The following is a 12,897-nucleotide window of genomic DNA, read 5'->3' on the forward strand; positions in this document are numbered from 1 at the left end:
CCGCTTTGCCGTTCCCTTACCCGCCCTGGGGCGCGGCCGTTCGGGGGTCAGCGGCGGTTCCGGGGGTGGTTCCGGGCCGTGCGCTCGTTGCCCCGGCGATAGTTCCCGGTCCAGCGGGCCATGACCAGCTGCGGGTCGCCCGCCTCCACCTCCGCGAGGAACCGTGTGGCCCTCGGCCCGCGCAGCATGGTGGCTTCGCGGCCGTGGTGGGTGATCGTGACGGTGCCGTCGGCGTGCCGGGTGTAGGCGAATCCCTGGGGGCGTGACATGTCCCGGATGCTAGTGCCCCGACAGGCAACGTTCGCCCCGTCGCGACGCCCGGCACGCTCCCTCACTCTCGGCTTCTCCCTCACTCTCGGCTTCGCTCGAGCGGGAGGGGCCCCCGCGGGAGGGGCCCCATGAGCGGGAGGGGCCCCCATGAGCGGGAGGGGCCCCCATGAGCGGGAGGGACCCCATGAGCGGGAGGGGCCCCCACCGCCGCACCGGCCGAAAGCCCAAGTACATCCAGTCCATCTACGGGGCCTTCCGGCCGACACACCGAGAGCACGCACCGAACGGCGCTCCTTGACGGGCAAACGTTGCCTGCCAGGGCACTAGGGACACGGCCCGACGGCCGCCCACCGAATTTCGCCCCGGCCGTCCCCGGGGCTGCGCCTCACTGCCAGAAGCGGACCAGTGCTCCCTCCTTGTAGGGCGCGGGTGACACGCTCAGCTCGCCCGAGAAAGGACGGTCCAGGCTCATCGTGAGCAGGAGACTCAGACCGATCAGCAGGGCGATGAGCGTCACGAACGTCAGGTGCGCCTTGAAGCTCTTGATGCCGTAGAGGAGGGACATGGGGATCATCACCAGCGCGCCCCCGTAGACCAGGAGTTTCAGCAGTGTCGGGAGGGACGAGGAGGCCAGGGTCAGCCGTGCGCGGCGTTGGGCGACGACCCCGTCGAGGTGGCTCACCGCCTGGGCGTAGTACGCCTTCTGGGACTCGGTGGTGGGCTCGTAGGACTGAAGCGCCCGGTACACGGCGCGGATGGCCGGTTCGGTCGCCTCGGCGGAGGGCTCGCCCGCGCGCATACGGGGCCACTGGTCGTTCACCACGGCCCGTACGTACTGGCCGACGGCCTCCGTCACCTCTCGGCGGACCGGCTCGGGGAACGCGTCGGCGTCGCGCACGATCTCGGCGCAGTGCGTGGCCTCGGTGGCGACCACGGTCTCCGCCACCCCGATGCCCTCCCACTCGGCGACCACGACGAACGCCAGGAAGATCCCGTAGATGGCGCCGTACATCCCGAGGAGTACGCCGACCATGTCGTTCTGTCCGCCGTTCATGAGGCGCGGGAGTCTGCGGCGGACGACCAGGCTGCCCAGGGCGGCGAACGCGATGACACTTCCGGCCATGATCATGGTCAGGGCGAGCGAGCCGAAGCTGTTGAGCAGCCAGAGTTCCATGGCGGTCAGTCTTGGCGAGCGGCCGGGAGCGGGTGGGGCGTCGAGTTGTCGATCAGCCGAACGGGTGAGGCGCCCCGTCCGAGGGGCGCCATTTCACTCGCGTTTCTACGGCACCACCACGATCTTCCTCCCCACCCCCGACGCGAACTGCTCCAACGCCTCCGGGTACCGCTCCAGGGGCAACCGGTCGCTGATGAAGACCTCCGGGTCGAGGACTCCGTTGGCGAACAGTTCCGCCGCCCGCTCGAAGCTGTGGAGCACCGCCATGGAGCCGGTGATGGTGATCTCCTGGTTGTAGATGCGGTACGGGTCGATCGTGACCCGGGTCGAGTATTCCGCCACCCCGAACTGGAGGAACGTGCCCGCCTTGGCCACCCGGTCCAGGCCGTCCTGGATCGCCGCCGCGTTGCCGGTGGCGTCCACGACCACGTCCCAGCCCTGGGGGCGGTCCAGCTCGTCGGGGGTCGCCGCGGACGCCGAGACGCCGAGCCTGCCGGCCGTCTCCAGGCGGGACGGGTTCACGTCCACGACGTCCACGCTCGCCGCGCCCGTCCGCTTCGCGAGTTCCAGCATCATCAGGCCCATCGTCCCCGAGCCGTAGATCAGGACGTGGGCGCCCAGGCGGGAACGGAGGACGTCGTAGCCGCGGACCGCGCACGACAGGGGCTCCACCAGCGCCGCGTCCTGGGTGCGGACGTGGTCGGGGAGCCGTACGCAGTTCGCCACCGGCGCCACCGCGTACCGGGCCGCGCCGCCCGCCGTCGTCACGCCGATCGCGGCCCAGCGCTCGCAGAGGTTGTTGTGGCCCGTACGGCAGTACCGGCACTCGTAGCAGTACAGGGACGGGTCGACGGCCACACGGTCGCCGACCGACAGTTCGGTGACCCGGGTGCCGACCCCGACCACCTCGCCCGCGAACTCGTGGCCGGGCACGATCGGCAACTTCGGCGCGAACTCGCCCTGGAGGATGTGCAGATCCGTCCCGCACAGGCCGCACGCGGCGACCTCCACCACGACGTCGCGGGGGCTCGGCGTCGGATCCGGGACCTCCGTGACGACGGCCTTGCCCACGGACTCGATGACGGCGGCCTTCATTTCACGGCTCCCAAGGACAGGCCCTGGACCAACTTGTCCTGGGCGGCGAACCCCGCGGCGAGCACCGGCAGGGAGATGACGAGGGACGCGGCGCACACCTTCGCCAGGAACAGGCCCTGGCTGGTGATGAAGCCGGTCAGGAAGACGGGGGCTGTTTCGGCTACCACGCCCGTCAGTACCCTCGCGAAGAGAAGTTCGTTCCAGCTGAAGATGAAGCAGATGAGGGCGGTCGCGGCGATGCCGGGGGCCGCTATCGGGGCCACCACGCGGGCCAGGACCGTCGGCAGTCGGGCCCCGTCCAACTGCGCCGCCTCGATCACCGCCACCGGGACCTCCGCCAGGAAGGACTGCATCATCCAGACGGCGATCGGGAGGTTCATGGAGGTGTAGAGGAGGACGAGGAGCCAGATGTTGTCGAGCAGACCTGTGTTCTTGGCGAAGAGATAGATGGGGAGGAGGCCTGCCACCACCGGCAGCATCTTCGTGGAGAGGAAGAAGAACAGGACGTCCGTCCACTTCCGCACCGGCCGGATCGACAGGGCGTACGCCGCCGGGAGGGCGAGGAGGAGGACGAGCAGGGTCGAGGCCAGGGATGCCACTGTTGAGTTGATGAGGGCCGGCCAGGGGCTGGCGCCGCCGTCCACGCCGAAGAACTCGCGATAGCCGTCCAGCGTCAACGCGGCCGTGAAGGACGGCGGGTTGGTCGCCGCGTCCGACTCCGAGTGGAAGGACGTCAGGGCCATCCAGGCGATGGGCAGGAAGAAGACGACTCCGGCGAACCAGGCCAGCAGACCGAGACCATTGCGTCGTACGGCGTTCATGACCGCCCCACCTCCTCGCGGAACAGCGACGACACCACGCGGAGCGCGAACGTCGCGATGATGATCGAACCGATGACGACCAGGACGCCGGCCGCCGAAGCGAGACCGTTCTCGTGGGCCTGGTAGAAGGTCTGGTAGACGGTGTAGGGGAGGTTCGCCGTGCCCAGGCCGCCGGATGTGATCGTGAAGACGGCGTCGAAGTTCTGGACGATGTAGATCGAGCCGAGCAGCGCGCCCAGTTCGAGGTACCGGCGCAGGTGCGGGAGCGTCAGGTGGCGGAAGATCTGCCAGTCGCTCGCGCCGTCCACCCTCGCCGCCTCGATCTGCTGGTGGTCGCGGGACTGCAGGCCCGCCAGCAGGATCAGCATCATGAACGGCGTCCACTGCCAGACCAGGGAGGCCTCGACCGCTAGCAGCGGGGTCTTCGATATCCAGTCCGGCTGCGGGCCGCCCACGTAGTGCAACAGGCCGTTGAACAGGCCGTATTCGGGGTTGTAGAGCACATGTTTCCAGAGCAGGGCCGCCGCCACCGGGACCACCAGGAAGGGGGCGATCAGGAGGGTGCGGACGATGCCCCGGCCGCGGAATCTCCGGTCCAGGAGGAGGGCCAGGACCAGGCCGAGGACCAGGCTGGCCAGGACCACGGCCACCGTCAGCAGGATCGTCGTCCACACCGAACGGCGCAGGTCGGGGTCGGTGAGGACCTCGCCGTAGTTGGCGAAGCCGGCGAAGCCTCGGGCGTCGGGGTAGAGGGAGTTCCAGTCGAAGAAGGAGATCACCAGCGTGGCCACGAACGGGAGCTGGGTCGCGGCGATCATGAAGATCAGGGCGGGGAGGAGCGGGGCACGGGTGGCCCAGGCGCGCAGCCGGGCGTTCGGTTTGTCGCCCGTGCGTACGGGGGTGGCTGTGATCGGTGCTGTCGTCGTCGCGGTCATCGGCCCTCGTACTCCTCGGAGATCTGCTCGGCGAGCGCCTGCGATTTCTTCAGGGCCGACTCGACGGACTGGCGTCCGGCGATGGCCGCGCTGATCTCCAGGGAGACCTTGGTGCCGAGATCGGTGAACTCGGGGATGCCGACGAACTGGATGCCGGGCGCGGGGCGCGGTTGCGTCCCCGGGTCGGTGGGCCGGGCGCCCTCGATGGCCTCACGGGTCATCTCCTGGAAGGCGGCGGCCTCCTTGACGTACGCGGGGTTCGAGTACGTCGACTCGCGCTTGCCGGCGGGGACGTTGGACCAGCCGATCTCGTCGCCGACGAGCTGCTCGTACTGCTTGCCGGAGGCCCAGGAGACGAACTTCCAGGCCTTGTCCGGGTTCCGGGAGGCCTTCTGGATGCCCCAGGCCCAGGTGTAGAGCCAGCCGGAGGAGTCCGTCTCCTCCACGGGTGCGGGCGCGTAGCCGATCTTTCCCTTCACGGGGGAGGCGGTCGCCTCCAGGGAACCGGCGGCGGAGGTGGCGTCGTACCACATGGCGACCTTGCCCTGCGTCATGTTGTTCAGGCACTCGGCGAAACCGGCCTGGGCGGCGCCGGATTCGCCGTGCTCGCGTACGAGGTCGACGTAGAACTTGGTGGCCTTCTCGAACTCGGGGGAGTCCAGACGGGCCTTCCAGTCCTTGTCGAACCAGGTGCCGCCGTAGGTGTTGACGACCGTGGTGAGCGGGGCCATCACTTCGCCCCAACCGGGCAGGCCGCGCAGACAGATGCCCTTCATACCGTCCTGGGCGCCGTCCGTCTTCGCGGCGAGATCGGCGACCTGCTGCCAGGTGGGATGCGAGGGCATCGTCAGGCCCTCCTGCTCGAACACGTCCTTGCGGTACATCAGGAAGGACGACTCGCCATAGAAGGGCTGTCCGTAGAGCTTGCCGTCGTCGCCGGTCAAGGACTGGCGCATCGGCTCGAGGATGTCCTGCTGGTCGAAGCCGGCATCCTCGGCGACATAGGAGTCCATCTCCTCCAGCCAGCCGTTGCGAGCGTAGATCGGTATCTCGTAGTTGCTGAGGGTTGCCACGTCGTACTGGCCGGCCTGGTTGGCGAAGTCCTGGCTGATCTTGTCGCGGACGTCGTTCTCGGGCAGGACGGTGAAGTTGACCTTGATGCCGGTCTCTTCGGTGAAGTGCGCGGCGGTGAGCTTCTGCAGCTCCTGCATCTGCGGGTTGTTGACCATCAGCACATTGATGGAGTCGCCGCCGGAACCGGCCCCGCCCGCCCCGACCCAACAGCCGGAGAGCAGCGGGGCGAGCAGCGTCCCAGCGGCGACCATGGCGAGCGTCGCTCGCGGCCTCCGTCGGCTCGGGGTGCGCATGAATCGCTCCTGGACATAGATGGATGAAAAGGGCACTGCGTGTGCGCGACCACCCCCGTTCTCGCGTGGGGCGGCTGTTCAGACTCGGATGACCTGGGGCCCCAGCAGCGAATACCGGTGAGCCTCCGACGTGGGCAGGAGGGTGCTGGTGACGATCGCCTCCAGGTCGCCGATCCCGGCGAAGCGGCAGAAGCTGACCGCGCCGAACTTGGTGTGGACGCCCGCGAAGACGGTGCGCCGGGAGGCTCGGATCGCCTGCGCCTTGACCTCGCTGACCGCCGGGTCGGGGGTGGTCAGGCCGTGGTCGCGGGTGATGCCGTTGGCGCCGATGTACGCCAGGTCGATGACGAAGCCGGCGAGCATCTTCGTCGTCCAGTGGTCGACGGTGGCGAGGGTGCCGGGCCGCACCCGGCCGCCCAGCAGCAGCACGGTGGTGTTGCCGGCCTCCGCGAGAGCGCCCGCGGTGGCGAGGGAGGCGGTGACCACGGTCAGCGGCCGGTCCCGGGGGAGTGCCTCTGCGATGAGCTGCGGGGTGAAGCCCTCGTCGACGAAGACCGTCTCGGCGTCCCCGAGCAGCTCGGCCGCCGCGGCGGCGATCCTGCGCTTCTCGGGCACATGGCTGGTCGCGCGGAACGCGAGCGTCGTCTCGAACCCGGCGCTTTCCACGGGATAGGCGCCACCGTGCGTCCGGCGGACCAGCCCGTGGTCCTCCAGGGCACGCAGATCACGCCGTACGGTCTCCTTCGCCACGCCGAGTGCGGCGGCGAGCTCGGCGACGTCGACGGCACCCGTGCGGCGGGCGGCCCGGACGATCTCGCGTTGCCTTTCTTCCGCGCTCATGGCCGACACCTGCTCTCCCTCGCCGTAGTGCTGCCCGTTCGGGCCCGGTGCGGGCCTTGGGGAAGTTTCTACAGCGGGTGCGCGGGGCTGACCAGGCCTGTTGTGCGTCCGATGCTGCCCGACCGTGCCCGTTCGGCGCGGCGGTCGCCCGTCGCGGACCTGGGGCGGAGGTGGGATCGGGCAACGGGCGTGCCCGAATGCGGGAGCGGGCGGGCCCGTTCGGTGCCCGCCCGCTCCTCTCGTACGACGTACGCCCTCGTTATTCGTACGCCGTACGGGCCCTGTGTGCCGTCGCCGTCAGTACGGCCTGTGCCGTTCAGTACGGCCAGATCGGGGGCTCGCTCACGAAGTGGCCGCCGAGGTGGGCGTGCGCCACGTTCCCGGGCTCCAGCTCGCCCTGCTCGGCGATCAGCTTCTCGGCGTACGGCTCGGAGTCGTCCTGCGGCTCGTAACCCAGCGTGCGGGCGGAGGTGAGGTCCCACCACAGGCGGGTATTGGCGGAGGAGCCGTAGACGACGGTGTGGCCGACGTTCTCGGCGGTCAGGGCGGCGTGGAAGAGGCGGGCGCCGTCGGCCGGACTCATCCAGAGCGAGAGCATGCGCACGCTGGTGGGCTCGGGGAAGCACGAGCCGATGCGGACCGAGACCGTCTCCAGGCCGTGCTTGTCCCAGTAGAACTGGGCGAGGTCCTCGCCGAAGGACTTGGACAGGCCGTAGAAGGTGTCCGGGCGGCGCGGGGTGTCGACGGGGATGAGGGGGTCGTCGCCCCAGGGCCGGGGGGTGAAGCCGACCGCGTGGTTGGAGGAGGCGAAGACGATCCTGGGTACGCCCTGCTCGCGGGCGGCCTCGTACAGGTTGTACGTCCCCTCGATGTTCGCCTTGAGGATCTTCTCGAAGGGGGCTTCCAGGGAGATGCCCGCGAGGTGGATGATCGCGTCGACGCCCCGTACGGCCTCGCGGAGGGCCTCCTTGTCGGCGAGGTCGGCGGTGATCGCGTCCGGTTCGCCTTCGATGGTGCGTACGTCGAGGAGGCGCAGCTCGTAGCCGTACGTCGGGAGGAGCTCCCGCATCAGGGTGCCGACGCCACCGGCGGCGCCGGTGAGCAGAACGGTGCGGGGAGCGGGCATCCTCGGGTCTCCTTGCATCGCCATCTATGCATCGCCATCTGTGCACATGAGCGTCCAGTATTCACATTCATGGACACGCTAGGGGTGTGGGTCTGGTGCGTCAAGTGTGGCGCGACGGCGGAAAATCGCTGGTGCGGCACGGGTTGGCGTGCTTGACCGCCCCTAAGGAGGCGCCTTAGCGTGACCTCGTTCAGAAATGTAAACATTGATCAGCGACATGGACCCTTGATCAGAGACAGGGACCCTTGATCAGCGACATGGACTTGGGAGAGCCCGTGACGTCAGCCCCGTCTGCCACTCTCGCCGCTCGGCTCAGTGTTCCCAGCGGGCCGCTGTTCTTCCCCGTCACGGCGTACGGCCCGGACGGCGCCCTCGACCTCGACGCCTACCGGGCACACATCCGCCGGGGTGTCGAGGCCGGTGCCGCCGCCGTCTTCGCCTGCTGCGGCACCGGCGAATTCCACGCGCTCACGCCCGAGGAGTTCCAGGAGTGCGTACGGGCGGCCGTGGCCGAGACGGCCGGACGGGTCCCGGTCGTGGCCGGCGCCGGCTACGGGACCGCCCTCGCCGTCCGCTACGCGCGTCTCGCCGAGGAGGTCGGCGCCGACGGTCTGCTCGCCATGCCGCCCTACCTCGTCGTGGCCGCCCAGGAGGGCCTGCTGCGGCACTACCGTGACCTTGCCGCCGCGACCTCCCTCCCCGTGATCGTCTACCAGCGCGACAACGCCGTGTTCACCCCCGCCACGGTGGTGGAACTGGCCCGCACGGAGGGCATCGTCGGTCTCAAGGACGGCCTCGGCGACCTCGACCTGATGCAGCGGATCGTCAGTGCGGTACGCACCGAAGTCCCCGGCGGCTTCCTCTACTTCAACGGCCTGCCCACCGCCGAACTGACCCAGCCCGCGTACCACGCCCTCGGGATCACCCTCTACTCGTCGGCCGTCTTCTGCTTCGTACCGGAGATCGCCCTCGCGTTCCACCAGGCGCTGCGGTCGGATGACGACGCGCTCGTACGACGGCTGCTCGACGGCTTCTACCGGCCCTTCGTCGAACTCCGCTCCCAGGGACGCGGCTACGCGGTGTCACTGGTGAAAGCCGGGGTACGGCTTCGGGGGCCGGCCGTGGGAGAGGTACGGCCGCCGCTGCACGAGCCGGCGGAGGAACACGTCAAGCAGTTGGGACAGTTGATCGAGCGCGGGTACGCGCTGCTCGAAGAAGGCTGAGAGCGCTGAGAGCGCTGAGAGTGCGGAGAGTGGAGGGCAAGTGAAGGCGTCGACGTTCGTCTACCCCTGGGATGTCAACGGGGATCCGGCCGCCGCGGAGCGCATCGCGGGGCTGGGTGTGCGACAGGTGACGCTCGCCTCCGCGTACCACTCCACCCGCGCGCTCACCCCCCGCCACCCCCGGCACCGCATCGTCACCGCCGAGCACGCGGCCGTGCTGTACCCGCCGGGGACGCGGTGGGAAGGGCGTACGTTGCGGCCGTACGCGGCGGGTGAGTGGGCGCCCGGTGACGCGTTCGGGGAGGCGGCCGAGGCGCTGGCCGCCGCCGGTCTCGAGGTGCACACCTGGGTCGTCCTCGCGCACAACTCCCGTATGGGCGCCGAGCATCCGTCGACCTCCGTGGTCAACGCGTACGGCGACCGCTACCCGTGGGCGCCGTGCATCGCCCAGCGGGCCACCCGCGAGTACCTGGTCGACCTGGCGGCGGAGGCGGCGGTCCGGCCCGGCGCGCGCGGCACCGAACTGGAGTCCCTCGGCTGGTACGGCCTCTCCCACCTCCACGCCCACGACAAGACCGCCGGGGTCGGCCTCGGCGACGCCGGGCAGTACCTGATGTCGCTGTGCTTCTGCGAGACCTGCCGGGACGGGTACGCCGGGGTCGGCCTGGACCCGGACAGCCTGACGGCGGCCGTCCGCGACGCGCTGGAGCCGCTGTGGCGCGGCGAGACCGTCGACGAGGGCTGGCCGGCGATCGAGAAACTGCTCGGCGCCGAACTGGCGGCGGGTACGCGGGAGTGGCGGGACGGCATCGCCCGCTCCCTCCAGGAATCGGCCGTCACAGCGGTACGGGCGGCCGCGCCCGAGGGGTTCCAGGTCCTCCTCCACGCCGACCCGATGACGTACCACTGCGGGGCGAACCCCGGCGTGGACCCCACCCACATCCTGGGCGTGGCCGACGGGGTCGTGGTGCCGTGCGCGGGCGGGCCCGGACTGCTGCCCGCGTTCGCGCAGGCGGGTGTCACGGGGGCCGTGCTTGCCGCCAACTTCGGGGTCGTGTCCGGGATGGGGGGCAGCCCGGTGACCCTGGCGGAGGACGCGGGGCGGGCGGCCGAGCTGGGGGCGACGGAGATCCGGCTGTATCACGCGGGGCTGGCCTCGGACGCGGATCTGGTGGCGGTACGGGAGGCGCTCACGGCAGTGGGCTGACGAGGGGTTTCGCCCTCGCCGTCACTCCTCTACTTGCTGGTCGTCAGAAGCCAGGCCGCCGACAGTACGAACGCCGACCCCACCCCCACCAACAGGCCCTGGAGATCGACCAGTTCCACTGCCCCCGCGCCGATCGCCATGCCCAGGGCGGTCGGGGCGAAGAGGAGTGTGTGGGCGGTGGCGGTCGCGCGGCCCAGTAGGGCGGGTGGGGTTTCGCGTTGGAGGAGAGTGAGCGTGGCGGTCAGGGCGCAGGGGAGGCCGAGGCCGATCGCGGTGCTGCACACGAGGGCCACCGTGTCGTCGGGGATCGCGCGGAGCGCCACGGCCACGCCGGTCAGGGCTGTGCCGCAGGCGGCGAAGGGGAGTTCGCCGAGGCGGCGCAGGAGGAGGCCCGTGGCCAGGCCGATGGTGATCGAGCCCACGCCCTGTGCCGCGTAGAGGAGGCCGGTGTGGGCGGGGGAGTGGCCGAGGGACTCGACCACCGCGTAGATCAGCGCGCCGTTGATGCCGGAGAGCAGCATGGTCGTGCCGCCGGCCAGGAGGAGGGGGCGCAGGCGTGGGTGTGCGAAGAGGTGGCGGGCGCCTTCGGTGGTGCGGGCGCGCACCGACTCGGGCTTTCCGGTGCGCGTCGGCTCGTTCTCGCGGGCCCGCAGCAATCCGTACAGCCCCGCCGCCGCCACGAACGTGATCGCGTCCAGGAGTGCCACCGTCGCGCCGCCGTACGCGGCGTAGAGGCCCGCCCCGGCCGGCGGCGCCACGAGTTTCATGCCCTCGTTGGCCGTCATCCGCAGGCCGTTGAAGTCGCCGAGGAGGGTCTTGTCGACGGCGACCGTGACCAGCGCCGACTCGGCCGCGTCCTGGACGACGCCTACAGCGCCGTAGGTGAGGAGGACGACGTAGAGGAGCCATAGGCCGCTGCGGTCGTCCACTGTGAGGAGGGTGGGGAGGAGGGCGGCCAGGGCGAGGTTGGTGCCGATGAGGAGGGGGCGCCGTCGGACGAGGTCAGCGAAGGTGCCCAGCAGGGGCCCCGCCAGCAGTGGGGCCCACAGGGCGAACGTGCACAGTGCCGCCAGTGCGTCCGAGCCGGTCAGGTCCTTGACCCAGACACCCGCCACCAGCCCCATCGCCGACGAACCGAATCCCGACACCACGACCCCGGTCAGGAACAAACCCGCGTCACGGTTCCGCAGAACACGCGTCATTGTCCATGTCATGGCTGGTCAGCATGGGGCTAAGGCCCCGCCCGGCGGATCGGGCGGATGCCCAGGAAACCGTCGCTCGGCGGGGTGGGCGCGCGGTGAGCGATGAGTTTCCGGTGCGCCGTCGGTCTACAGGACAACGGGAGCGGAATTCCGCGTCCCCGGCACGCCCGTGAAGGAGCAGAGGATGACAGACAGCGGCAGGATGACCCTCGACCTCGGACCCCAGGCGCAGATCATCGCCCGGCTCGCGCGCGGAGTGAGCGACGAGCAGTTCTCCGAGCCGACCCCGTGCCCGGAGTACGCGGTGCGCAACCTGCTCGGGCATCTGCTCGGCCTCACCCTCGCCTTCCGTGACGCGGGCCGCAAGGACCTGGGCCCCACGACGGACACCAGCCCCACCACCGTCCTGCCGGACATCGAACCCGGCTGGCGCGAGGCCCTGCCCGAGGTGCTCGACGAGCTCGTCGAGGCCTGGCGTGACCCGGCCGCCTGGACCGGGGAGACCCGGGCGGGCGGGGTGGACCTGCCGGGTGCCGTCGCCGGTGCCGTGGCCGTCGACGAACTCGTCGTGCACGGCTGGGACCTCGCCCGCGCCACCGGCCAGGCGTACGAACCCGACCCGGCGGCCCTGGACTTCACCCACGGTTTCCTCGCCGCCGCGGTCGACGATCCCTCCCGCGGCGACATCTTCGGCCCCGTCGTGCCCGTGCCGGACGACGCGCCCCTCCTCGACCGTGTGATCGGGCTGAGCGGACGCGACCCGGGCTGGAAGCCGTAAGAACGCTCAAAGGGAGCGCACGGCCACGCCCGCGTCCGTACGCTCCCCCACATGCCCCTGAGCCTCACCGTCCTCGGCACCGCCTCCCCCTATCCGCAGCCCGGCCGGCCCGCCTCCGGGTATCTGCTGCGCGGGGGAGGGGCCGAGGTATGGGTGGACGCGGGGTTCGGGACGTTCGCCGAGTTGCAGCGGCACACGGATCCCACGCGGCTCACCGCGATCTGGATCTCCCATCTGCACGCCGACCACAGCGCAGACCTGGCGGCCGCGATGTACGGCTTCGCGTACGGCGGGCTGACCCTGCCCGCGCCGCTTCCCGTGTACGCGCCGGCCGGCTGCGCGCGGCGGCTCGCGGGGTTCTTCGGGCGGCCTGACACGGAGTTCCTGAGCGGCGTCTTCGACTTCCGGACCTTGTACGACGGCCATTCGGCGCGGCACTGGAACCTCACCCTCACCGCACACGCCGTCGTCCACGACGTCGAGGCGTACGGGCTGCGTGCCGAGTGTCAGGGGCGCGTGTTCGCGTACTCCGGGGACAGCGGACCGTGCGACGCGCTCCCCCGACTCGCTGGCGGCGCCGACCTGTTCCTGTGCGAGGCGGACGTCGACACGCATCGCGATGGCGAACCCCGCGTGCACCTCACCCCCGAGGACGCCGGCGCCTACGCGAAGGGCGCGAGTCGGCTCCTCGTCACCCATGTCGGGCCCACGCTCACCCCGCTGGCGGCCACCGCGCGCGCCGCCGTGGCCTTCGGCGGACCCACCGAGTGCGCCCTTGAGGGCGACACCAAGATCGTGTGACCCAAGATCCCAAGATCATGTGACGGCAAGCACCTCGTCGTTTGTCGGAAGCATTGAC

Annotated in this window: 13 protein-coding genes; 4 read left to right on the plus strand and 9 right to left on the minus strand. The window is 70.4% G+C overall.

The window, feature by feature from the left end; translation table 11 throughout:
* Window positions 1-47: 47 nt before the first annotated feature.
* From CES90_RS23515 to CES90_RS23550, 8 genes are all read right to left on the minus strand, one after another.
* The gene (locus CES90_RS23515) at window positions 48-269 is read right to left on the minus strand and encodes a hypothetical protein (protein WP_189783683.1); all 222 of its coding nucleotides are present in this window, start codon (window positions 267-269) and stop codon (window positions 48-50) included.
* 386 nt (window positions 270-655) lie between these two features.
* Window positions 656-1,444: a bestrophin-like domain gene (locus tag CES90_RS23520; protein ID WP_189783684.1), complete on the minus strand. Its 789-nt coding sequence runs from the start codon at window positions 1,442-1,444 to the stop codon at window positions 656-658.
* Between the two features lie 105 nt (window positions 1,445-1,549).
* Entirely contained in the window at window positions 1,550-2,539 is a 990-nt protein-coding gene (locus CES90_RS23525; protein WP_189783685.1) for a zinc-dependent alcohol dehydrogenase family protein, read from the minus strand.
* Entirely contained in the window at window positions 2,536-3,360 is an 825-nt protein-coding gene (locus tag CES90_RS23530; protein WP_189783686.1) for a carbohydrate ABC transporter permease, read from the minus strand. Before CES90_RS23530 ends, CES90_RS23525 begins: the two co-directional genes overlap by 4 nt.
* The gene (locus tag CES90_RS23535; RefSeq protein WP_189783687.1) at window positions 3,357-4,295 is read right to left on the minus strand and encodes a carbohydrate ABC transporter permease; all 939 of its coding nucleotides are present in this window, start codon (window positions 4,293-4,295) and stop codon (window positions 3,357-3,359) included. Before CES90_RS23535 ends, CES90_RS23530 begins: the two co-directional genes overlap by 4 nt.
* Window positions 4,292-5,662 carry an ABC transporter substrate-binding protein gene (locus CES90_RS23540; protein ID WP_189783688.1) on the minus strand — a complete coding sequence of 457 codons (1,371 nt, stop codon included), beginning with the start codon at window positions 5,660-5,662 and terminating at the stop codon, window positions 4,292-4,294. The genes CES90_RS23535 and CES90_RS23540 overlap by 4 nt, the downstream gene beginning before the upstream one ends.
* A 78-nt stretch (window positions 5,663-5,740) precedes the next feature.
* The gene (locus tag CES90_RS23545) at window positions 5,741-6,511 is read right to left on the minus strand and encodes a DeoR/GlpR family DNA-binding transcription regulator (RefSeq protein WP_189783689.1); all 771 of its coding nucleotides are present in this window, start codon (window positions 6,509-6,511) and stop codon (window positions 5,741-5,743) included.
* A gap of 307 nt (window positions 6,512-6,818) precedes the next feature.
* On the minus strand, window positions 6,819-7,628 hold the full coding sequence (locus CES90_RS23550) for an NAD-dependent epimerase/dehydratase family protein (protein WP_189783690.1): 810 nt from the start codon (window positions 7,626-7,628) through the stop codon (window positions 6,819-6,821).
* 257 nt (window positions 7,629-7,885) lie between these two features.
* On the opposite strand from CES90_RS23550, the gene CES90_RS23555 reads away from it, so the two are divergent.
* Window positions 7,886-8,851 (plus strand): 5-dehydro-4-deoxyglucarate dehydratase, encoded by a 966-nt coding sequence (locus tag CES90_RS23555; protein ID WP_189783691.1) that lies wholly within the window; start codon window positions 7,886-7,888, stop codon window positions 8,849-8,851.
* A gap of 40 nt (window positions 8,852-8,891) precedes the next feature.
* Window positions 8,892-10,058, plus strand: coding sequence for a hypothetical protein (locus CES90_RS23560; RefSeq protein ID WP_189783692.1), 1,167 nt, complete (start codon window positions 8,892-8,894; stop codon window positions 10,056-10,058).
* A gap of 29 nt (window positions 10,059-10,087) precedes the next feature.
* On the opposite strand, the gene CES90_RS23565 is transcribed toward CES90_RS23560, so the two are convergent.
* Window positions 10,088-11,260: an MFS transporter gene (locus CES90_RS23565; protein WP_229913905.1), complete on the minus strand. Its 1,173-nt coding sequence runs from the start codon at window positions 11,258-11,260 to the stop codon at window positions 10,088-10,090.
* Between the two features lie 184 nt (window positions 11,261-11,444).
* On the opposite strand from CES90_RS23565, the gene CES90_RS23570 reads away from it, so the two are divergent.
* Window positions 11,445-12,038: a TIGR03086 family metal-binding protein gene (locus CES90_RS23570; RefSeq protein ID WP_189783694.1), complete on the plus strand. Its 594-nt coding sequence runs from the start codon at window positions 11,445-11,447 to the stop codon at window positions 12,036-12,038.
* A gap of 51 nt (window positions 12,039-12,089) precedes the next feature.
* Window positions 12,090-12,839, plus strand: a complete 750-nt coding sequence (locus CES90_RS23575; protein ID WP_189783695.1) for an MBL fold metallo-hydrolase — start codon at window positions 12,090-12,092, stop codon at window positions 12,837-12,839.
* The last annotated feature ends 58 nt before the right edge of the window (window positions 12,840-12,897 follow it).

Origin of the sequence: Streptomyces capitiformicae (genome assembly GCF_002214185.1) — a bacterium.
Lineage (GTDB): Bacteria > Actinomycetota > Actinomycetes > Streptomycetales > Streptomycetaceae > Streptomyces > Streptomyces capitiformicae.